General features: G+C 55.5%; 21 protein-coding genes and 1 riboswitch. Of the genes, 9 read left to right on the forward strand and 12 right to left on the reverse strand.

Annotated elements, in window-relative coordinates; genetic code table 11:
* Positions 1-57 precede the first annotated feature (57 nt).
* Together HS103_07480 and HS103_07485 are read left to right on the forward strand one after the other, a co-directional pair.
* Positions 58-678: a DegV family protein gene (locus HS103_07480; GenBank protein MBE7512640.1), complete on the forward strand. Its 621-nt coding sequence runs from the start codon at positions 58-60 to the stop codon at positions 676-678.
* Between the two features lie 54 nt (positions 679-732).
* A complete protein-coding gene (locus HS103_07485; GenBank protein ID MBE7512641.1) occupies positions 733-1,041 on the forward strand; it encodes a DegV family protein in 309 nt (102 codons plus the stop codon).
* Positions 1,042-1,077: 36 nt separating this feature from the next.
* Here HS103_07485 and HS103_07490 read toward each other — a convergent pair whose 3' ends face one another.
* From HS103_07490 to prfA, 8 genes are all read right to left on the reverse strand, one after another.
* Positions 1,078-2,328, reverse strand: a complete 1,251-nt coding sequence (locus tag HS103_07490; GenBank protein ID MBE7512642.1) for a hypothetical protein — start codon at positions 2,326-2,328, stop codon at positions 1,078-1,080.
* A gap of 490 nt (positions 2,329-2,818) precedes the next feature.
* Positions 2,819-3,925 (reverse strand): aminopeptidase P family protein, encoded by a 1,107-nt coding sequence (locus HS103_07495; protein ID MBE7512643.1) that lies wholly within the window; start codon positions 3,923-3,925, stop codon positions 2,819-2,821.
* A gap of 192 nt (positions 3,926-4,117) precedes the next feature.
* Positions 4,118-5,518 (reverse strand): dihydrolipoyl dehydrogenase, encoded by a 1,401-nt coding sequence (lpdA, locus tag HS103_07500; GenBank protein MBE7512644.1) that lies wholly within the window; start codon positions 5,516-5,518, stop codon positions 4,118-4,120.
* Positions 5,519-5,520: 2 nt separating this feature from the next.
* Entirely contained in the window at positions 5,521-7,023 is a 1,503-nt protein-coding gene (gcvPB, locus tag HS103_07505; GenBank protein ID MBE7512645.1) for an aminomethyl-transferring glycine dehydrogenase subunit GcvPB, read from the reverse strand.
* A 15-nt stretch (positions 7,024-7,038) separates the two neighbouring features.
* Positions 7,039-8,391, reverse strand: a complete 1,353-nt coding sequence (gene gcvPA, locus HS103_07510; GenBank protein MBE7512646.1) for an aminomethyl-transferring glycine dehydrogenase subunit GcvPA — start codon at positions 8,389-8,391, stop codon at positions 7,039-7,041.
* A gap of 54 nt (positions 8,392-8,445) precedes the next feature.
* Positions 8,446-8,841 (reverse strand): glycine cleavage system protein GcvH, encoded by a 396-nt coding sequence (gene gcvH, locus HS103_07515; GenBank protein ID MBE7512647.1) that lies wholly within the window; start codon positions 8,839-8,841, stop codon positions 8,446-8,448.
* Positions 8,842-8,926: 85 nt separating this feature from the next.
* A riboswitch (glycine riboswitch) is annotated at positions 8,927-9,049 on the reverse strand.
* A gap of 271 nt (positions 9,050-9,320) precedes the next feature.
* Positions 9,321-9,467 carry a pilus assembly protein gene (locus tag HS103_07520; protein ID MBE7512648.1) on the reverse strand — a complete coding sequence of 49 codons (147 nt, stop codon included), beginning with the start codon at positions 9,465-9,467 and terminating at the stop codon, positions 9,321-9,323.
* A 319-nt stretch (positions 9,468-9,786) separates the two neighbouring features.
* Complete coding sequence (gene prfA, locus HS103_07525; GenBank protein MBE7512649.1) at positions 9,787-10,881, reverse strand: peptide chain release factor 1; 1,095 nt, start codon at positions 10,879-10,881, stop codon at positions 9,787-9,789.
* Positions 10,882-11,121: 240 nt separating this feature from the next.
* Here prfA and HS103_07530 point away from each other — a divergent pair, with 240 nt between their 5' ends.
* The 7 genes from HS103_07530 to HS103_07560 all read left to right on the forward strand — a co-directional run bounded on the left by HS103_07530 (position 11,122) and on the right by HS103_07560 (position 16,610).
* On the forward strand, positions 11,122-11,493 hold the full coding sequence (locus tag HS103_07530) for a roadblock/LC7 domain-containing protein (GenBank protein ID MBE7512650.1): 372 nt from the start codon (positions 11,122-11,124) through the stop codon (positions 11,491-11,493).
* A gap of 70 nt (positions 11,494-11,563) precedes the next feature.
* Positions 11,564-12,202 (forward strand): 4-vinyl reductase, encoded by a 639-nt coding sequence (locus HS103_07535; GenBank protein ID MBE7512651.1) that lies wholly within the window; start codon positions 11,564-11,566, stop codon positions 12,200-12,202.
* Positions 12,203-12,286: 84 nt separating this feature from the next.
* The gene (locus tag HS103_07540) at positions 12,287-13,156 is read left to right on the forward strand and encodes a response regulator (GenBank protein ID MBE7512652.1); all 870 of its coding nucleotides are present in this window, start codon (positions 12,287-12,289) and stop codon (positions 13,154-13,156) included.
* Between the two features lie 115 nt (positions 13,157-13,271).
* Positions 13,272-13,517 carry a hypothetical protein gene (locus HS103_07545; GenBank protein ID MBE7512653.1) on the forward strand — a complete coding sequence of 82 codons (246 nt, stop codon included), beginning with the start codon at positions 13,272-13,274 and terminating at the stop codon, positions 13,515-13,517.
* Positions 13,514-14,929, forward strand: a complete 1,416-nt coding sequence (serS, locus tag HS103_07550) for a serine--tRNA ligase (GenBank protein MBE7512654.1) — start codon at positions 13,514-13,516, stop codon at positions 14,927-14,929. Before HS103_07545 ends, serS begins: the two co-directional genes overlap by 4 nt.
* Before the next feature lie 203 nt (positions 14,930-15,132).
* On the forward strand, positions 15,133-16,194 hold the full coding sequence (locus HS103_07555) for a ScyD/ScyE family protein (protein MBE7512655.1): 1,062 nt from the start codon (positions 15,133-15,135) through the stop codon (positions 16,192-16,194).
* A gap of 260 nt (positions 16,195-16,454) precedes the next feature.
* Positions 16,455-16,610, forward strand: a complete 156-nt coding sequence (locus HS103_07560) for a hypothetical protein (GenBank protein ID MBE7512656.1) — start codon at positions 16,455-16,457, stop codon at positions 16,608-16,610.
* Positions 16,611-16,665: 55 nt separating this feature from the next.
* Here the strand turns inward: HS103_07560 and HS103_07565 are convergent, their stop codons facing one another.
* From HS103_07565 to HS103_07580, 4 genes are read right to left on the reverse strand one after another with little or no spacing between them, the layout of a single operon-like run.
* Positions 16,666-18,327, reverse strand: coding sequence for a hypothetical protein (locus tag HS103_07565; protein ID MBE7512657.1), 1,662 nt, complete (start codon positions 18,325-18,327; stop codon positions 16,666-16,668).
* Between the two features lie 2 nt (positions 18,328-18,329).
* The gene (locus HS103_07570) at positions 18,330-19,157 is read right to left on the reverse strand and encodes a M23 family metallopeptidase (GenBank protein ID MBE7512658.1); all 828 of its coding nucleotides are present in this window, start codon (positions 19,155-19,157) and stop codon (positions 18,330-18,332) included.
* Between the two features lie 16 nt (positions 19,158-19,173).
* The gene (gene rimM, locus HS103_07575; GenBank protein ID MBE7512659.1) at positions 19,174-19,755 is read right to left on the reverse strand and encodes a 16S rRNA processing protein RimM; all 582 of its coding nucleotides are present in this window, start codon (positions 19,753-19,755) and stop codon (positions 19,174-19,176) included.
* Between the two features lie 3 nt (positions 19,756-19,758).
* On the reverse strand, positions 19,759-19,995 hold the full coding sequence (locus tag HS103_07580) for a KH domain-containing protein (GenBank protein ID MBE7512660.1): 237 nt from the start codon (positions 19,993-19,995) through the stop codon (positions 19,759-19,761).
* Between the last annotated feature and the right edge of the window lie 124 nt (positions 19,996-20,119).

The raw sequence follows: 20,119 nt of genomic DNA on the forward strand, positions 1-20,119 counted from the left end.
ATAGGGTCTAATCGTTTATGCTTTAAAAGACGCCAATGAAAAAAAGGATGGTGATCAATGACTCGTCGTGTTCGGATTGTTGTAGACAGCACCGCCGACGTGCCGCCAGAGTATCTCGCCCGCTATGACATGCGGATGATCCCCGCCTTTGTCAATTTTGGGGCGGAAAGCTACCCCGACGATGGAATCGCCCTCCCCCGCGCGGAGTTTTACCGCCGTCTTGTCGCCTCAAGCGTCCTCGCCACGACCTCTGCCCCCTCCTTGGGCGTGGCGGTGGATGGCTTGCGGGCGGCGCTGGAAGGGGTCGATCACGTCGTCGCCCTGACGCTCTCGACAAACTTCAGCGGGATTCACAATGTTTTTCAACTGGCGGCAAAGGAGATCGATCCAGCGCGGATCACCGTCTATGACAGCGGATCGTTGAGCATGGGCGTGGGCTGGCAGGCGCTTGCCGCCGCCGAAGCCGCCGAACAGGGAGCGCCGCCCGATGCCGTGCTGATGGCGATCCGTGAGGCACGCGCCCGGGTGGAGGTCTGGGCAGCCCCAGACACCCTCGATTATCTGCGGCGGGGCGGGCGGGTGAATGCGCTGGTGGCAGGCGTTGATTGCAGTACCCTCACTGGTTGGACGGCAACCAGCCTTCTTACAAGAAGGACGGGCGTCGTTCGTTTCCCTTGATCGCCACCGCCTGCCCATCACCACGTATATCGTCATAAGCGGGGCTGTTAACCACTGAGGGTCAATCTCGTTGAAAAATGCTGTAAGCCAATAATTCAACTAAAAGACGGTCACCCCGAAACCATCGCCCGCGCCCGGACGATGCGCAAGGCGACAGAGAAGATTATCGATCTCGCCCGCAGCGCCGCGCCAATCGCCCGCCTTGCCGTAATGCACACCCATTTTCCAGAGGGCGCAGAGGGCATTCGGGCAGCATTGGGCGATCTTGCGCCGGCGGAGACGATCCTCATTGATGTTGGGGCGGCGACGGGCGTCCAGGTTGGTCCCGGCGCGTTAGGCGTGGCGCTCTTGCGGGAGCGTTGAGTAGGTGGGGGCGCATTATATGCGCCCGCCTTCCGTTCAGGGCTTAAGTCCAATCGGTGTAAGCTGACCCTGCCAAAGTTTGTAACTCAGATAGCGATAGATCTCCCCTTGCAGATTCATTTTCCCTGTCTGTGAATTGAGGACGTCCGCCGGCAGGGGATAGTGCACCCCGACAATGGCGGCTGACCAACCATCTTTGGCGGTGTAAACAAGTGGTTCGGTAAATTCGACCTGATGTTCGGTTATCAGCGCCTCAGGCAAAAAGGTGCGCAGCCGTCCTAGCAGAATATCGCTGGCGCGTAAGGCAAAATCGCGAGAGGGGTAGATCAGCACAATCTGGTGAAATTGCTGTGAACCTTTCTGGCGGTCAGCCATCGCCATGAGCATATAGGGTGGTAGTGGATCGCCCGCCGAGGAAGGTGTTGATTCGCCCTGAATAGGGGGGATAATGTAGACTTGTAAGAGATCAGATAGCTGCTCTCCCGTATCTTTTGGGTAGTAGGCTGGATCAGTCAGTGCTTGAGCAAGGACGGCGTAGTCGGGAGAATCGAGCAAATCAGCCCCCGTCTCCTTGACCGCTCCGATCATCGCCTTTGCGAGCGTCCAATTACGTCCATTTCCCACCAATCCGGCGAATTCTCCGTTATAGAGTTGAATCCGCTCAGGCAAACCTATATCGGCTCCGAATGGATCGCCCCTAAATCTATCCGGGGTACCCATTTTGCCATCGTCAAAGCGATGCCAAACAGGGACACTTTCTACATCTTGTACAGCGAAGCCGCGTTTGGTGAGCGCTTTTGTCACCATATCCAAATCTAAGCCGCTAGAATCATCCCCCAACCGAAAATCAATGAACACGCCGTTCCGGGGCGAAACACCAAACTCCAAGGCAGCGTTTATGGCGAACCAATTCATGCCAACCACCTCCGGCATGGTGGGCATTAACGCTCGTTCATACGCGACAAACTCAGGCGGAGTGGTAATGCGGGACATTGCCCATCGCCATGCTATCTGAATATCTTCATCTTTTTCAAAGGTTTCGAGATCGCTGACTGTCACATTGCCAATTCGGGCGATTTCATGAAGATTGACATAGCTAATCACACCAGCCAGGGGATAGTCATCTGAACGCATATCGGGAGTATATGCCAGCAGATGAAGAAATGGACTGCGGCTGATTGGCGGCTCTCCCTGCGCCATTACTGAAGGAGCAAATACCACCGCCCCGCTTAGGAAAGTAGCCAGCAAGATACTAACCACGATACAAGTCACTAGGCGTGTACGCATGAGCTTTATCCTTTAACTATAGACGTTATACCTTTGCCTCACCCCTTGTCCCCCTTTTCCCACAAGGGGAGAGGGGAAAACACGTTCAATTGCATAAGTTCTAAATCTATATGATACAGGACATTCACATGGTCAGCTAGTTATTCACCTTACGCAGTTGGGTGTGTTTACCCCGTATTCATCGAAAGGGGCAGTTTGAGGGGGAAGCCCCCTCAAAAAAGTGCATTCCCTCTCTCCCGCATAGCGGGAGAGAGGGTTAGGGGGTGAGGGTCTGTGCGTAAGGTGAGTTAGTTACTCTCAAAACAACCCTCTTTACTACCCACTCTTATGGTCAAAAAGAGTGCTATGAATCAAGTCATTATTGATGTTGGCGCGGCGACGGGGCGGGTCAGGGATGGTTCTCTTAGCCCGCTGCTTTAGCGGCGGGCGCACGCCATATTCCTTGTGACGCCAGTTATCTCGCCTTTTCAACATGGTTGTACGTGGCGCGTCACATCTGCAAAATGTCGGGACGCTCTAATGTTCCCTCCGGTATGGTGACTTTGATCGTCGGAAAACCGGGCATTGCGGTGAGGATTTCCACCCCCTCCGACGTGAGCAGGATCGTATCCTCGGATTTCACCCCGCGAATGGAGGGATTCCAGGCGAACGCCTGATTCGGCTGGATGATCGTCGTCAAGCCCGGGCGAGCCACCACCTCGCGGGGGGCATAACCCGCCGAACCACCCTGATGGTGTTCCTCAATTGCCTCTGGAAAGCCCTCTGCGGCATAGCCCGCTTTGGCAATCTCAAACATCTCCCCAAGTGTGCGCCCGGCGTGTGTCCCCAAGATCAACTTGGTATCGACACGAGCGCAAGCATCCCGCCGCGCTTTGAGTTCGCTAGGGATTGCCCCAAAAAAGACAAAGCGCGTTAGGGAAATGACCAAACCTTCGTAGCGAAAGCACATGACGAGCATGGCGTATTTATCGACGGATTTTCGGGCGGGGAGGGGGTGACGGTATTGGGCAACCCGTTCGTCGCTGGCGACGAGGTTTACGACGCTGATCCCGCCCCGCGCCCGCGCCGCCGAGGTCATACGTCCGGCGAGGAGCAGTTCTGAGTCTCCCACTTGGGTGGCGCGAATGGCTTCATCCATCGCATCAGCGGCAAGATGCCCGGCATAGCGGAAACGATCCACTTCATCGGGCGATAGCACGCTCCGTAACTCTTGGACAATCGCTGCCCCACCGCCAGAATCCCCAACGGCGCGTTTCCCTTCGGTCAGGGTAATCAGTGCCTGCCCTTTGTCGTACCATTTTTCAACGACGAACTCGAAGCCCAACGCCTCTAAGCCCTGTTCATCACGAAGGCGCGGCATCTCAATTGTATCGGTGAGGGCATAGGCATGATCCATCGTCACAAGAAGGGAAACTGGGCTGGTATCTGTCGCCTCATGGATGTAGGTGAGCGCCCCCGCTGTCAGCCAGGCAATGGTGGCGTTTTGGGTGATGTGCAGCGCATCGATATTGGCAGCAACCATCCGCGCCCGCAGACGGTCAAGTTTGGAATCGACTTCGGGTTTGCGAGCAGCCCGATCCGTGAGAAAGTCAATCATGGCTGAGCAGCATCCTTATTTTTTGAGATTCTTAGATGTGTATCTGACGCCATCCTCTCCTAAAGGAGGGCGAAGAAGATTTTAGAAATTTACCCCGTTCCGCGTGGATAGGGAAAGGGGTAACTTCCTTCCCCCTCTCCGTTTAGGGAAAGGGGCATGGGGGGGATGTGAAATGACGTGTAGTTATCGCCCTTACAGGTTGATCATATGCCCTTCGAGTCCGTGCGCCACTTCCATAAGCGCTTCGCTTAGCGTGGGGTGAGCATGGACATTGCGGGCAAGCTCTGCGGGAGTCAGTTCCCACATTTGGGCAAGGGTTAACTCTGGGAGCAGTTCGGTGACGCTGGGTCCAATCAGGTGTCCGCCGAGAAACTCGCCATACTTGGCATCGCTGATCAGCTTGACAAAGCCGGCTGTTTCGCCCATGCCCAACGCCTTGCCGTTCGCCTGCCAGGGGAATTTGGCGACCTTGATCTCGTAGCCTTTTTCCCTCGCCTGCTTTTCCGTATAGCCAAAACTGGCAACCTGTGGCTGACAGTAGGTGCAGCGCGGCATCATGATGTAATTGAGCGGCATCGTTTCGACGCCAGCAATCGTCTCGGCGGCAATGATTCCCTGCGCACTAGCAACATGTGCCAGCGCCAACTTCGCCGTAATATCGCCAATGGCGTAGACGCCGGGGACATTGGTACGGAGGTGATCATCGACATCGATCCACCCGCGTTCGGTCAGTTTGACGCCCGTTTTTTCCAGCCCATAGCCTTCCGTGCGCGGACGCCAGCCTAATGCTTGTAAGACCCATTCAGCGCGGAGCGTCTCCACCTTGCCATCACGGGTGACGGTGACAGTCACGCCGTCTTTGTCCTCGTCAATCTTATCCACCCGCGTTCCGGTGAGCAGGCTGACGCCCATCTTCTTGTATTGGCGCTCCATCTCTTTGGAGACTTCCTCATCCTCTAAGGGGAGAACGTTGGGCATGAACTCCACGACGGTGACCTGAACGCCGTAATTGTGCATGACATAGGCGAACTCCATGCCAATTGCACCCGCGCCGGCAATGATGATGCTCTTGGGGAGCGTCTCGGAGAGAATCACCTCAAGGTAGGTTTTGACCCGTTCGGTTACTTTGGTGTTGGGGAGCATCCGCACTTCGCTGCCGGTGGCGAGAATGACATTTTTTGCGTTCAGCGTTTCCCTCTTGCCACCACCTAAATCAACCTCCAGCGTCGTTGCCGAAGTGAACGATCCCCACCCTTCATAGGTATCGATTTTATTCTTCTTCATCAGGGATTTGACGCCCTTCACCAAGCGATCCGATGTGCTGCGGCTGCGCTTGTGGGCAACGCTGTAATCAAACTGAACCTCACCACTGATGGTGAAGCCAAATTCAGCGGCGCGGTGTTTGACAATGTGCGCCAGTTCCGCATTGTGGAGCAGCGCCTTGGAGGGGATGCAGCCAACATTCAGGCAGATTCCCCCCCACCATTGCTTTTCAATAATCGCTGTCTTTAGCCCTAATTGTGCGGCGCGAATGGCGGCAACATAGCCACCGGGACCCGCCCCTAAGACAACGACATCGTAGTTTTGTGCCATCGTTATGCATCCTCTTTATCTAGGTAGGCGGGGCGGCAGCACAAGACAAGCTGTTTCGCCGCCAAAACTTCGTCCACGCGGCTGACGGGCGTCCCGTGCGGCGCACTATGCAAGAGATCGGGGTTTTCCCGCGCCTCGTTTGCAATACGCTTCATCACACCGATGAAGTTATCGAGCGTCTCTTTCGTCTCGCTCTCCGTCGGCTCAATGAGCAGCGCTTCGGGGACGATGAGCGGGAAGTAGTTTGTTGGCGGGTGAATCCCATAATCCATCAGCCGCTTGGAAATATCGAGGGCGTGAATGTCTGGCGCATCTTTAAAGCGCCCTTCAATGACGACCTCATGCCCACACATCCGATTGTAGGGGACGGTATATGTCTCTGCCAGTTCAACACGTACATAGTTCGCATTGAGGACGGCATGGCGGCTGATCGCTTCCAAGCCCTCTGCCCCGTGCAGCATGATGTAGGTGTAAGCGCGGATGTGCATCCCAAAGTTGCCGTGAAATGCCTTCAAACGCCCGATGCTTTTTTCCGGCATGTGCCAGCCATACAACGGCGCTTCCCCGCCTTTGCCTTCCTCACGGATTGCCACAATCGGACCCGGCAGGTAAGGCAGCAGCCTTTCGCTGACGGCAACAGGACCCGAACCGGGACCGCCGCCGCCGTGCGGGGTGCTGAATGTTTTATGCAGGTTGTAGTGCATCACATCAAAGCCGAGCGTGCCGGGCTTTAAGACCCCAAGCAAGGCGTTCATGTTTGCGCCGTCCATGTAGAGCAGCCCGCCGCAGGCATGGACGATCTGGATGATTTCCTCGACATTTTTATCGATCAAGCCGAGCGTGCTAGGGACGGTGATCATCATGCCCGCCACTGTGTCATCGGCTGCTTTACGGAGCGCTTCCAGATCAACATCGCCATTGGCATCGGAAGGCAGTTCAACAACGGTATACCCTGCCATCGTGGAGGTTGCTGGATTTGTTCCGTGAGCGCTGTTGGGGACGAGGATTTTCGTCCGCTTTGTATCGCCCCGCTCAAGGTGATAAGCGCGGATCATCAGGATTCCGGCAAATTCGCCATGCGCTCCTGCCGCGGGCTGAAGGCTGACTCCGGCAAAGCCGACGATCTCTGCCAACCACTGTTGAAGGGTGTACATAAGCGCCAAATTGCCTTGCGTCGTCGCCTCGTCTTGGAGCGGGTGGGAGAGGGCGAAGCCGGGCAAACGGGCGGTATCTTCGTCAATCTTCGGGTTGTATTTCATCGTACAGCTGCCGAGTGGGTAAAACCCTTTGTCGATGCTGTGATTTAACCCGCTCAGTTTGACAAAATGGCGCACCACATCCAGTTCGGAAACCTCTGGAAGGTCAAGGTCATGGCGCAGAAGATGGGCGGGAAGGGCTGTTTGTGGCACATCGCATTGGGTCAGAAGGGTGGAAACATTCCGCCCGGGTGAGCCAAGATCATAAATCAGTGGCTCAAGGATGATCAGTTCTTTTGTCGCGTCCATGGTGTTTTTCTACCTTTACACCTTTGCCGACTCCGCCACACGGCGTAAGCCTTCGATCAGGTCGTCAATTTCAGCCTTTGTGTTTGTCTCTGTCACCGCGATGAGCATTTGTCCGGCACGGTCAGGGTATTCCGCCCCCAAATCATAGCCGCCGAGGATGGCGTACTCGTCATAGAGAAACTGGTTCACATGGCTGATGGGTTTCGGGCAGGTGACAACGAATTCGTTGAAGAAGGGGTAGCGCATGTTCACGTTGTACCCTTCCAGAGCGGCAATCCGTTCGGCGGCGTAATGCGCCTTGTGGTAGCACAGTTCTGCCACACGGCGGACACCGTGCTTGCCCATAAGAGCAAGGTAAATACAGCCCGCCAGCGCCATCAACCCCTGATTGGTGCAAATATTGCTCGTCGCCTTTTCACGACGAATGTCTTGTTCGCGGGGGCGGAGCGTCATGACGTATGCCTTGCGCCCGTCGCCATCCACCGTCTCGCCAACGATCCGTCCGGCAATTTTGCGGACATATTCGGTGCGGGTGGCGAAGAAGCCCACATAGGGACCGCCAAAGCTGAGCGGGATACCCAAACTTTGCCCCTCGCCCACAACAATATCTGCCCCGAATGCCCCAGGGGGGGTGAGCAAGCCGAGGGCGATAGGGTAGGTGACGATGCACAGCAGCGCCCCGACCTTGTGAACTTTCTCTGCCAAGCCCTTGAAATCTTCGATCTGACCCAAGAAGTTGGGGTATTGGACAACAAAGAGCGCGGTTGAATCGTCAATCATGTCTTCAAGGTCTTCAAGGGTTGCCAAGCCCTTATCCCCCACAAAGCGAACGCCTGTCCCTTGATGATAGGTACGGGCGACGGCGCGGTATTGGGGGTGAACGTTCGGGCTGAGGATGACCTTGTGGCGTTTGCCTTTGCCGTGCTGGATCGCCATAGTCACTGCCTCCGCCAGCGCCGTTGCGCCGTCGTAGTGGCTGGCGTTTGCCACATCCATGCCGGTGAGCGCGGCAATCATGCTCTGCCATTCAAAGATCGCTTGGAGAGTTCCTTGCGAAACCTCTGGTTGGTAGGGCGTGTATGCCGTATAGAACTCGCCACGTAACAGCATGTGGTTCACCGCGCTTGGCGAGTAATGGTTATACGCGCCAGCACCCAAGAACATGGCATGGGAGGCGGCAGAGGCGTTCGCTCCGGCTAAGCCTTGCAGTTCCCAGAGGGTTTCCATCTCGCTTTTGGGGTGGGGGATGTCCAGCGCCGGAAAACGCTGACCTTCCGGCACGGCGTCAAATAAATCTTCGAGGCGGGTAATGCCGATCCGTGCCAGCATTGCCGCACGGTCTGCCTCGGTGTGGGGAATGTATGCCATCGTTGAAGCTCTTTTACTGCTTATTCACGTATATAGGTGGTTCGTACAGTGTGTTTAGCCGCGCTCGTCGCAATAGGCGGCGTAGGCGTCAGCGCTCATTAAAGCATCTAATTCGGAAAGATTATTGGGCTTGATGCGGACGAGCCATGCCTCGCCAAAGGGATCACTATTCACCTTTTCCGGGGCATCTTCAAGGCTGCTGTTGACGGCGGTGACAACGCCGCTGATCGGCGCATTTAGGTCGGAAGCTGCTTTCACGCTTTCAATCGTGCCGAAACTCTCACCCGCCTTCAGAACTGCCCCAACAGCAGGGAGTTCGACAAAGACAATATCGGAGAGGGCGTCTTGGGCGTAATCGCTGACGCCAAAAACTGCCTCCTCACCATCAAGGCGTACCCACTCATCAGATTTAGCGTACTTACATTCGGCGGGCGTTTTGAACGTACTCATAAACAATCATCTCCTAAATGTGTGCATCACCATAAACAAAAAAGGGACACACTGCCTGCGGTGTGTCCCTGTCTGACCAGAGAAACGAACACGGCGAGTCCCTGTACCTGAGAGTTTCACCCCCCACATTGGCGTGGTAGAGGGTTTGCCCCTTCGGTGCTTATCATGCTTGTTGCAGAGCATGGTAAGGCTCTCCTCAGCGTGCGTTGGGTTATCCCAAATTATCTAACTCACCTTACGCACAGACCCTTACCCCCTCTCCCGCGTAGCGGGAGGGGGAATCCCTTTTTCTGAGGGGGCTTCCCCCTCAACCTACCCCATTCGATGAATACGGGGTAAACAACCTCAACCGCGTAAGGTGCGTTATCTTAAGAAAGATTGTAGCGTGGAGGGAAAGGGGGTGTCAACTGTCGTAAAGAACAACACCCGCTTTCGAGCGGGTGCTGCCTGACAAGAACCAGATGATGCAGAGATACGGTTTAGAGAACGCGCACGATGTTGGAGAAGACGTTGGCAATCGCCGGTCCCAACAACGCCAAGATGATGATCACAACGATGGCGACCAACACCAAGATAAGAGCGTATTCAACCAAACCCTGACCTTCTTCACGCGGTAGATACAACATTGGAGAACTCCTTTTGACCAGGATGAATGAAATGGTCAAAAGAGAGCATACCACAAGACTGAGCCGCAAAACAACCCAAACCTACAGCATTTTTCAACGAGATTGACCCTCAGTGGTTGACAGCCCTGCTTATCACGATATACTCGGTGATGGGCAGGCGGTGGCGATCAAGGGAAACGAACGACGCCCGTCCTTCTTGTAAGAAGGCTGGTTGCAGTCCAACCAGTGAGGGTACTGCAATAAGCCCCTGAATCTCAGAACTATAACAAAACAGGACTTGAAGGCTAAGTCCCCCTCAACCACCGCTCTATGGCACAGCCTAATCGTCGTCGGCGGTTGTGGGGAGGGCTGCCCCCGCCCCTAATTTCTCCGATTGCGCACGGGTGGCAAGTTCATCAATGAAGCCATCCAAATCACCTTCCATCACGGCGGGAAGGTTGTAGACGGTCATCCCGATACGGTGATCGGTAATGCGGTTTTGCGGGTAGTTGTAGGTGCGAATTTTCTCGCTCCGATCTCCGCTGCCGATCTGGTTGCGGCGGGTCGAATCCTCCTCCATCTTGCGCCGTTCAATCTCCATCTCATAGAGACGGGCGCGAAGAATGCTCATGGCGCGAAGGCGGTTTTGGAGTTGGCTGCGCTCATCTTGACAGGTGACGATCAAGCCCGTTGGCTTGTGAAAAATACGGATTGCCGTCTCGTTTTTCTGAACGTTCTGCCCGCCAGCGCCACTGGATTTGTAGGTTTCTACTTCAATCTCGGTGGGGTTGATCTGAATATCGACCTCGCCCACTTCGGCCATGACCGCCACCGTCGCCGTAGAGGTATGGATGCGTCCCTGGCTTTCCGTCTGGGGGACGCGCTGAACGCGATGGACACCGCTCTCATATTTAAAACGAGAATACGCCCCTTTGCCGGAAATGGAGGCAACCACATTGCTATAGCCGCCAATGCCCGATTCGCTCTCGCTGAGAATTTCGACCTTCCAGCGCCGCCCATCGGCATAGCGGGTGTACATCCGAAAGAGATCGGCGGCAAACAAGCCCGCCTCGTCACCACCTGTACCGGCGCGAACTTCGAGGATCACGTTTTTGTCGTCGCGGGGGTCTTTGGGAAGAAGAAGTGCCTTAAGCTGTGCCTCTAAATCGGCAATGGTCGGCTCTAAGTCCTTAATTTCCTGCTCTGCCATAAGGCGTAGTTCGGGGTCGGTTTCCCCTTCAAGGAGGGCGTGGGCGTCATCATGTTGATGCATGACCTGTTGATAGGCGCGGTAGACGGTGATAATGGGGTCAAGCTCAGCGCGTTCTTGGGCAAGGGCAACCACTTTGCTGTAATCACCATCAGGAGCGCCCGCCGCCAAAAGCCGCTCAAGTTCCTCAAAGCGGGCGGCTATTCCGCGCAATTTATCGAACATACAACCTCGGTTGTTTTGCTGTTTGAATTTCTGGGTACAATTCTAGACGAGGAACGATAGAAATCCTACCCAGAGAAGGGGAGGGAGGATTGCTTGACAATAGTTGTCACGCTGTGCTACAGTACGGCACAAGGTGAGGCTTTGTAAGAAAACTAGCGTTACACTAAAGAGATTGACTTCCGTCAGTACCGCACCCCAAAACGCGGACCTACGCGCATTTCGTTGAAGGAGAATAACGCCTTGACTAGGACACGAAACGATCAACTTGTTGAAAAGTTGCGCGATTTACAAGCGAGTTCGGCAGACGTAGAGGCAGCCGCTATCGTGAGTGTAGATGGCTTGAGTATAGCCTCTGTCATGCCTGCTGATTATGATGAAGACCGTGTGTCGGCAATGTCAGCGGCGATGCTCTCCCTCGGTGAACGGATCACCGGCGAACTCGGACGCGGCAACCTTGACACGGTGTATGTGAAGGGGCAATATGGCTATGTCATCCTTATGTCGGTGGGGGACGAAGCCGTGTTGACTGTTTTGGCGCGGGAACAGGCGAAACTGGGGTTAATTTTCCTTGATATGAGCCGCGCCGTAAAAGAATTGACGAAGCTGGTGTAGGCGCACTCGGCGCATCGGAATTCTACGTCCTGGATGGTTCACTGAGAATGCCTAGCTAGGGAGGGACTTCGTGGCTGAAAAAGTGCGGGAACTGAGCGGGTTGTATTACCCCAACAAAATCGCCCGTATCTTCCTTGCGGCGATGGAAGATGTGATGGGGAAAAACGGGCTAAATGCAATTCTGAACCTCGCCGGGTTACAGAAATACATTGATAATTTCCCGCCAGATAATCTGGAGCGGGAGTTTGACTTCTCGGATTTCACCTCACTCCAAATTGCCCTGGAAGATATGTACGGTCCGCGTGGCGGGCGTGGCTTGGCACTGCGGGCGGGGCGGGCGTGTTTTGCCCAGGGGTTGAAAAACTTCGGCGCCTTGGCCGGCGCGGGCGACCTTGCCTTTAAGGTGCTGCCGCTCTCGGCAAAGCTGAAGATGGGCTTGCCAGCGATGGCATCAATCTTCACAAACTTCAGCGATCAAATTTCGGTGGTTGAAGAACACGACGATCATTTTGCCTACATCATCAAGAAATGCCCGCTGTGCTGGCAGCGCACCTCGGATAAGCCGGTGGGTCATGCGGCGGTGGGGCTGCTCCAAGAAGGCTTGCGGTGGGTGAGCGGTGGACTGGAATTCCGCGTCGTGGAAACCGATTGCAAAGCAAAGGGCGATGAAAACGGCGTCTTTGTTGTGTACAAAGAACCAATCGGGTAAAGCTCTCCATTGCGTTCTGTGTAAGGGCATGTTGGGTTCAAGCGATCATGCGGTACAGCAAAACAAACTTTTGGAAAGATCAACGTGACGGACAAAGCGCAAATCATCATCGTCGAAGATGATCCCGATCTCTCGGAGATGTTGAACAACTATTTCCGGGTACAGGGCTATGATGTCCTCACCGCAGCGTGGGGCGAAGACGCCGTGAGGTTAACCCGCGAAAACACACCAAGCCTTGTAATGCTTGATATTCGCCTGCCCGATATTGATGGTTACGAAGTCTGTCGGCGCATCCGCACCAACCGCCGAACGCAAGATGTCCCCGTTATTTTTCTGACCGAAAAGCGGGATCGCGTTGATAAACTGATGGGCTTGGAATTGGGCGTCGTTGATTACATCACGAAGCCCTTTGACATTCAGGAACTGCGCTTGCGCGTGCGTAATGTCCTTCGACGGGCAGAGCAATCAACCATGATCAATCCGGTGACGAACACCCCTGAAGGGTCGCTCGTCAGCGAACGGATCAACCAAGTGATTGCGGCTGGAACGCCCTGGGGGGCTTTGGCGCTTGGCATTGAGGGGTTAGATCAATTCCGCGAGATGTACGGCTTTGTCAACTCCGATGATGTCTTGCGGGCAGTCACCCTGATGATGAACAACGCTATCCGTGAGATAGGCAGCGATACCGATTTCCTCGGACACCTTGCCCCAACAGAGTTCATCATCCTCACCGACCCCTCGAAAATCGCCCCCATCCGCGAACGGGTTGAAATGCGCATCAAGCAGTCGATGGAGTATTTTTATCCCTTGAAAGATCGCGAAAAGGCGCGTCAGGCGATGTCGCAGGGGCATTTGCGCTTGATCGTTTCCGAAGTGCGATCTACAGAAGACGACCTTGGCTCTCTGGAGGCGCTCAAAGAGGCACTCAAGAAAGGGCAGCGGACGGCAAACTGAGGCACGCGGTAGCGCGAATGGTGTAAGATACTCAGTCCCCCCGACCTTTCTTGGCGGGGGGATTTTTCATTCTTGATAGCGAATTTGCCGTACTGAAGGCAAAGGATAAGACCACATGCAAACCATCCCTCCTGTTTTTTTTGATCTCATCGTGATCGCCCTGATCGGTGTTGGGGCGTTTTTTGCCCTCCGCCGCCTCCGCACCGATTTCAAACGGGGGGCGCGCTTTCCCAACGATGGCGATCCCTGGTATCGGCAGTCGCTCGACTCCTTTGCCAAGACCGCCAGCCCCACCACGACGGATGTTAGACCTGAGACAACCCCTAGCAAGACGAGCAAGACGGAGAAAAAACACCAATGATAGACCTTGCCCTGATCCGCGAAAAACCTGATTGGGTGAAGGCGCACATCGCCCGCCGTCATGATGAGACGGCACTCGCCCGCATCGATCCCCTGCTTGAACTTGATAAACTCCGCCGGACGCTCATTCAGCAGGCGGAAGCCATGCAAGCAGAACGCAAAAAGCTGAATGCCGCGATTGGGCGGTTTCGAGGGAACAAAACCTTATTGCCGGGCGCAGCGGGGGCGGCTGCCAGCCGTGCAGCGATGCTCATTGCAGCGCGGGATTACAGCGCCGCCCTTGACCTGCTGAGCAACCCACCCACAACGGGCGAAGGCGACAAAGAAGGCGGGCTGAGCGCCCTCTCGGATGCGCTGCGCGTTATGGGAGAGGCGGTAGAGGGCTTGAACAGCCAATTGGAGAAGATCGACCACGATCTTCATGATCACCTCCAATGGCTGCCCAACTTTCTGGATGATGCTGTGCCAGAAGGGGTGACCAGTGATGATAACGTGATTCACCCTGCGGAAGGGACACCTCGCACGTTCGATTTCACGCCGAAACCCCATTGGGAAATTGGTCCTGCCCTCGACATCATTGACTTTGAGCGGGGCGTCAAACTGAGCGGGACGCGCTTTTATATCCTAAAAGGGATGGGCGCCCGGCTGCAACGGGCGCTGTTGAACTACTTCCTTGATTTTCACGGAGGGCGGGGGTTCACCGAGTTTTACCTGCCCTACCTCGTCAAAGAAGACATGCTCTATGGGGCGGGGCAGTTCCCGAAGTTCAAAAACGAGGTCTATACCGATCAAGACGCCGGGTTGTACCTTCTGCCGACGGCAGAGATCGGTTTGACAAATGTCCACCGCGATGAGGTGTTGGAGGCGGCTCAACTCCCCCTGCGTTATATGGCGAACACTCCTTGTTGGCGACGAGAGGCGACCAGTGCTGGTCGTGACGTGCGCGGAATCAAGCGCGTCCACCAATTTCAAAAGGTGGAGATGTACACGCTCTGTACGCCAGAGGAAAGCGCCGCCGAACACGAACGAATCATCAATGCGGCAAGTGATTTGTGCCGCTCTTTGGGGATTCCCTTCCGCAAAGTGGAACTCTGCGGGGGCGATATGGGCTTTGCCATGTCGCGGACGATTGATCTTGAGATGTGGGCGCCTGGCTGCAATGAATGGCTAGAAGTAAGCTCGTGTTCCAATGCGAAAGCCTATCAAGCGCGGCGCAGCGCCTTGAAATATCGCCCCACACCGGGGGGGAAGTCGGAATACCTCCATACCCTGAATGGGTCGGGGTTGGCTGCCCCCCGTGTGATCATCGCTATTTTGGAAAATTACCAACAGGCGGATGGTTCTGTCGTTGTGCCAGATGTGCTGCGCCCTTATCTCGGCGGTTTAGAGGTGATCCGTCCAGAGGGATCATAAATATCTCGTTTAGACGCTCGCGTTGAGAATGGGGCGGTACGAACTGCAAGTCATTTCAAAGTGCCACCCCTTCTCCCTCCCTATAAACGGAAAGGGGGTAGGGGGATAGGGGTTTTTGAAATACGCTCTACTCAAGTGGCTTCATCCCCTAACCTACAGTAAAATGTCTCTTGGTAATCTCCACATGGCAAAAAGGAACGACCATGTACAGGAAACACCTCATTTCTTCCATGAAACTTAGCCTAATCCTTTTTCTTTTGGCAGCGGCACTCTCTAGCCCCCTTCGTCCCACCGCCGCACAAGACGCCCCCCCTCTCCCCGGCACCGTGGTACTCAGCGATCTTGTTTCTCCGCGTGGGCTTGCCTTTGCTGATGATGGGACGCTCGTTGTGACGGATGCCGGAAATGGTGGCGACACCGAAATTAGCGTTCCCAGTTTTGAAGACCCAACGGTGATGATGAGCATTGCTGCCGGATTGACCGGGCGCATCCTTGCCCTTAGCACAGCGGGCGAGGTTCTCCCTGTCTTATCCGCACTGCCTAGCTACGCCACACCGCAAGAAACGCTTGGAGTCTATCGCGCCATCCCAAAGGGCGATTCAATGTGGATACTCTACAATTGGACGGGACCCGGCACGTATTGGGGCGCGTCTGTTGTAGAAATGGATATGAACACGCTTGAGCCAAAGCATGTGATTAACCTCTCTGCCTTTGAACAAGCAAACAACCCCGATGGGAATTTGCCGGAAAGCAATCCCAGTGACCTTGCTTGGGGTGCGGATGGAACGCTCTATATTACCGATGCGCGGGCGAATTCGCTTCTCTCGTGGACGGCAGAAAAAGGCTTGGCGGTGGTCGCTGCATGGGCCGATAACTCTGTCCCAACGGCTGTGGAAGTTGCGGCGAATGGCGATCTCTATGTTGGGTTCTTTGGATCGGGGCAAGCCCCGGGCGTCGCAAAGATCGAACGTTGGTCAGGTGGGAAACTAGCTGAGACGTTTGGCGGACTTGACGGTGTGACCGACATACTGCTTGATGGGGATACCCTTTATGCTGTTCAGTTGTTCACCATTGGCGCGGAAGGTCCCGGCGCGGGGAATGTGGTGAAAGTGGACGCCACAGGGGCTACGATTGTTGCCGATGGGCTGCCTGCACCGTTTGCTTTAGCGAAATCTCCCGATGGCGCCTTTTATGTCACATTTGGGGCAATCCCACTTGGACCGGGCATTGTTGGCGGTGTGCTAAAGCTGGACAATATGCCCTAGGTAATCGCTGGTATCTGGTCACAATTGCCGTTAATCTCGCCCGGTGTTTTTCGCGCCGGGCTGAGATCGCCAAGAGGACGATCACACCCCGATCTGCTCTCCCCACCTCGGAGAACCTGCCGCTGCTGTGCCTACAGCATTTTTCAAGGAGATTGACCCCTTAGTGGTTGATAGCCCCGCTTATCACAATATACTTACCGATGGGCTAGGCGGTGGTGATCTAAAGGGCAAACGAACGACGCCCGCCCTTCTTGTAAGAGTTGCCGAACAGGAAGAATTTCGCCGCCTATAACGCCTCACCATCCGTCACAGCCTTCAAAGAATTTCCCAACCGCAATCATTACGGGATTGGGCAAGCGGGGTGGGAAGAACTTGCCGATTACGCCCTCAATTGGTTTGAACAGCAGCAAAGGTAGATGGGAGGTAGGCAGACGTTGGGAGGTAGGGGCGCATGACATGCTGCGCCCCGCGTTATAGTCGCCGCCGCCGAAGGGCAAGGAACAACCCAACGATGGTAATCACGACAATAGCCACTGGAACAAACCACGACAAGGCATTGAACGGCGCAGCCTCGCTTTGGCTTGAGGGGGGGAGAGGTGGAATATCCGCCGGTTCGGCAGTGACCGTCCGGCGCAGGCTTCCGGGCGGCAGCGGCGTGACTGTCGGCGTCAGGGTACGTGTGGGCAGCACCTGCGCGGGCGTGCGCGAGAGAATGCGCGTTGGGGTGGCAGAGGGGACGCTAGAAGTTGGGGTGGTGCTAGGATAGAGCGTGAGTGTTGAGGTGGCTGTGGGAGTTGTCTGTAAGAAGGGCGACCAGTTCACTGCTCGTTCCGCTGCGGCTGTGTTCACCCATGCTTGCGCCGCCTCATCAAGTGCGGCTGGCTCTGTGTTCAAAATCAGACGCAAAAAATCATCATAGCTTCCCCCCGCTGCCAGCCACCGCACAAGATTAAGCGGAGTCCGCGCCCCATAACGATCTGCCAAATAAACTATCCCAATATAGGCTTGGGCGTTGTATTGAGCAAGCTGCACAGCGTTTTCAGGCGGTGGAGCATTCATCACCTCTGGCGAGAGCCAGCGCCCTTCCGCCAGCGCTGCACGAACGCTCTCTAGATCGCGGGGGCGCGTCCGTGCGCCATAAAGGGCAACAACCCCCGCAGAGATTGAGTGGGGCAGCGGTACACCTGATACGTAATCGGCTAAAACGCGCTCAGCGATAATCTCCGCCACACGATCACGGGTGGCAGGAAGGCTGTTATCGGGACGGCGAATGACGGTATAACCACTTTGCCTGTAATACTGTAGGGCATCATTGGGGGTACAGGCGAAACGCACCCCGCCAATGATCGTTGAGGCGAGAAACGCTTCTCCCGTCGCTGCATCGCGCTGGCAAAGCTGCGCCTCGGCGTCATAGAGGGCTATCTTGAGTGATGAGGGTATGCCCAAATCGGTGCTTAGGCGATAGAGTGTCCGGTTGGCTGCGATTTGAATGAATTCCAGCGAGAGTGTCGGGTTATGGCTAAAAATCTCCAATGGCGGCACGCCTATCCGCCGCCAGACGCCTCTGCCGCCTTCCGGCTGACGCTCATCTTGGATGGTCAGGCTGCGTGTCTCAACAAGGGATCGCCCATCCCGCGTTGTGATTGTCCAAGTGTAGTTGACAGTGGTAAAGACAGGTGGTGTGGTGGGATCAGCCAAATCAAGCGGCATGATACCCGTGATTAAGACCAGCCCTGAGGTTAGCTCTACAGGGTCTTTGTTCAGATCAAGCGGCACATCGCGGCTGTAGACATCGTTGTAAACGCGGAGGGCTATCTTTGTTAGAGCGGGTGGCGTCGTCCTGAGAAAAATAGAAAAGCGCAGGGCATAGGGAAGAAGTGTCTCAGCGTTCAGACGATCCAAGAGAGGGGCGGGCGTTGGCGGCGTCCCCGAAAGGGTTGGTGAGGGGGTAGACGTTTCGGTGGGGACGATGGTTGGCGTAGGCGTGATCGTCGGGGTCAAGGTAGGGGCTGCCGTCCCCGTTCCTGTTGGTGTTCCCGTTGGCTCTTGGGCAAGGGAACGCCCTACCACACGAAGCACTGTAAACGTAACGACGAAGAAAACCATCCCGATCAGAAATTGCCGACGACGCATCGTTAGTTCAACACCGCCTCAACAAAGGTTGCCTCGCCTGCCTGAATACAGAACACAGCATCATAGCGCCCTCGGACACGAAGGCGATAACAACCCGCCGGAAGGTCGCTTAGGACAAGGTTTTCGTTATAGGCAGGATCGACCTGACTGAAGCCTTCAATATAGGTAAAGGTGGGGCGTACACTGTCCTCTGTAGTGATTGTCACCCGTATGCCAGTGGCAAGGGTGCCATCGGCATTCACCATTCGGGCGATCAACGTCCCTGAACCTTGCAAGGGCTGTAGCCACAACATCGGGTTACGCACGGCATTGTAATCATCGGGGTTCCCCACGCGCACTTCAAGGTGAAGATGGCTGCCAAGCGCCACGCCTTTTGCGCCCACCGTCCCAATTTGCTGCCCCGCTGCCACCCGCGTGCCTCCCTCTACATCAATCGTGTTCAGGTGTCCATACAGGGTATAGACTTTGCCGCCCTCTGGCGCATCAAAATCATGCTCAATGACGATCACGTTCCCGTAAAAGTTGCCCTTTGTGCCGAAAATTCGCTCCGCGTCCCCGCCTGCATAGTAAACCGTCCCCTCCCCAACGGCGAGGACGGGTGTCCCACGCGGGTTGACAATATCGGCTCCGTGATGGGTTAGCAGCGTCCCGCCGCGATTCCATCCATAGGGGTAAAGGTATTCGGGAATTTGTTTGGCAGAGGCGGGCAGGGGTCGGCTGAACGTGTAATGGGTGGCTACCGTCGCCCCTACAGGGTCTTCGGCTGCCGCTGGCACACTTCCGACATAGAAAATAAACAGTAGTGCAAACACAATCCAGCGTAAGCGCATGATGCCGTTAACCTCGTTAAGCTGTCTCGTCGGGATCATCAGGATCGGTGGGCAGCAGCCCGGGCAGCAAGCGCACAATCATGATTTTTTCGGTGGGGCGAATATCGCGGATAAACCCTTCCACATCGGGAATTAAGACCTCGCCGTAGCGCTCGCCACGCACGACGTAAATCCCGTGTGCGCCTGTTTCCATGTAATCGGCAAGATGTCCGATAACCTCGCCGGATTCGGTGCGCACCTCCGCCCCAATGATTTGAAAGAGATAAACCTCATCCTCAGCTAAAGGGACTGCTTCGCTGAGGGGAAGGAAAAGGTAACACCCCCGAAAGCGTTCGGCATCATCGCGGGTGTCGATTCCGACAAGATGAAGCAGCCATTCGTTTTTTGTATCGGGGCGAGCGCGGGTGATCGTATAGGCGGTGAGCGCCGTCTGATTGTCAGGGTCACGCCCGACGAATACTGTTTCTATCTCGCGGAGGCGTTCTGGCTCCGGCGTGAGGGCAAGCACACGCAGATCGCCGCGCACACCATGCGGACGGGAGACCCGCCCAATGATGAGATAGGAAGGTGAGGGGGAATCGTTTGCTGGAGGAAGCACGGTTTAGGTGATATCCAAGACGTAGCGCATGCCGCTATCGGCAGTGGCAGTGCGAATGAGTGTGCGAATGGCGTTCGCCACCCGCCCCTCTTTGCCAATCACCCGCCCCATATCGTCGGGGGCAACACGCAGTTCGATCACCGTCAGGTGGCGCTTGGGAATCTCCACAACCTCCACCGCTTCGGGGTGGCTGACAAGGGTTTTGGCGATGTATTCAACGAGAGAGACAAGATCACGCATAGGACCCCAACTTTCTTCAAGTTGGAGAATGATACTCAATTCTGGTGCGTCCGGCTAGAGGGTGTTGCGGCAAATGGTGGGTTGTAAGGCTGTCCGCGATGTTTGCCCTCTCGGTAGGCTATGC

The organism is Anaerolineales bacterium (genome assembly GCA_015075625.1).
In the GTDB taxonomy this organism is placed as follows: Bacteria; Chloroflexota; Anaerolineae; order Aggregatilineales; family UBA2796; genus UBA2796.

Bases quoted from the DNA above. Each gene is read 5' to 3' on its own strand.
- gcvH (MBE7512647.1), bottom strand. From the start codon at position 8,841: ATGAGTACGTTCAAAACGCCCGCCGAATGTAAGTACGCTAAATCTGAT.
- HS103_07495 (MBE7512643.1), bottom strand. From the start codon at position 3,925: ATGATTGACTTTCTCACGGATCGGGCTGCTCGCAAACCCGAAGTCGAT.
- HS103_07520 (MBE7512648.1), bottom strand. From the start codon at position 9,467: ATGTTGTATCTACCGCGTGAAGAAGGTCAGGGTTTGGTTGAATACGCT.
- HS103_07545 (MBE7512653.1), top strand. From the start codon at position 13,272: ATGCAAACCATCCCTCCTGTTTTTTTTGATCTCATCGTGATCGCCCTG.
- serS (MBE7512654.1), top strand. From the start codon at position 13,514: ATGATAGACCTTGCCCTGATCCGCGAAAAACCTGATTGGGTGAAGGCG.
- HS103_07480 (MBE7512640.1), top strand. From the start codon at position 58: ATGACTCGTCGTGTTCGGATTGTTGTAGACAGCACCGCCGACGTGCCG.
- gcvPA (MBE7512646.1), bottom strand. From the start codon at position 8,391: ATGGCATACATTCCCCACACCGAGGCAGACCGTGCGGCAATGCTGGCA.
- HS103_07555 (MBE7512655.1), top strand. From the start codon at position 15,133: ATGTACAGGAAACACCTCATTTCTTCCATGAAACTTAGCCTAATCCTT.
- lpdA (MBE7512644.1), bottom strand. From the start codon at position 5,518: ATGGCACAAAACTACGATGTCGTTGTCTTAGGGGCGGGTCCCGGTGGC.
- gcvPB (MBE7512645.1), bottom strand. From the start codon at position 7,023: ATGGACGCGACAAAAGAACTGATCATCCTTGAGCCACTGATTTATGAT.
- HS103_07570 (MBE7512658.1), bottom strand. From the start codon at position 19,157: ATGCGCTTACGCTGGATTGTGTTTGCACTACTGTTTATTTTCTATGTC.
- HS103_07580 (MBE7512660.1), bottom strand. From the start codon at position 19,995: ATGCGTGATCTTGTCTCTCTCGTTGAATACATCGCCAAAACCCTTGTC.
- HS103_07565 (MBE7512657.1), bottom strand. From the start codon at position 18,327: ATGCGTCGTCGGCAATTTCTGATCGGGATGGTTTTCTTCGTCGTTACG.
- HS103_07490 (MBE7512642.1), bottom strand. From the start codon at position 2,328: ATGCGTACACGCCTAGTGACTTGTATCGTGGTTAGTATCTTGCTGGCT.
- prfA (MBE7512649.1), bottom strand. From the start codon at position 10,881: ATGTTCGATAAATTGCGCGGAATAGCCGCCCGCTTTGAGGAACTTGAG.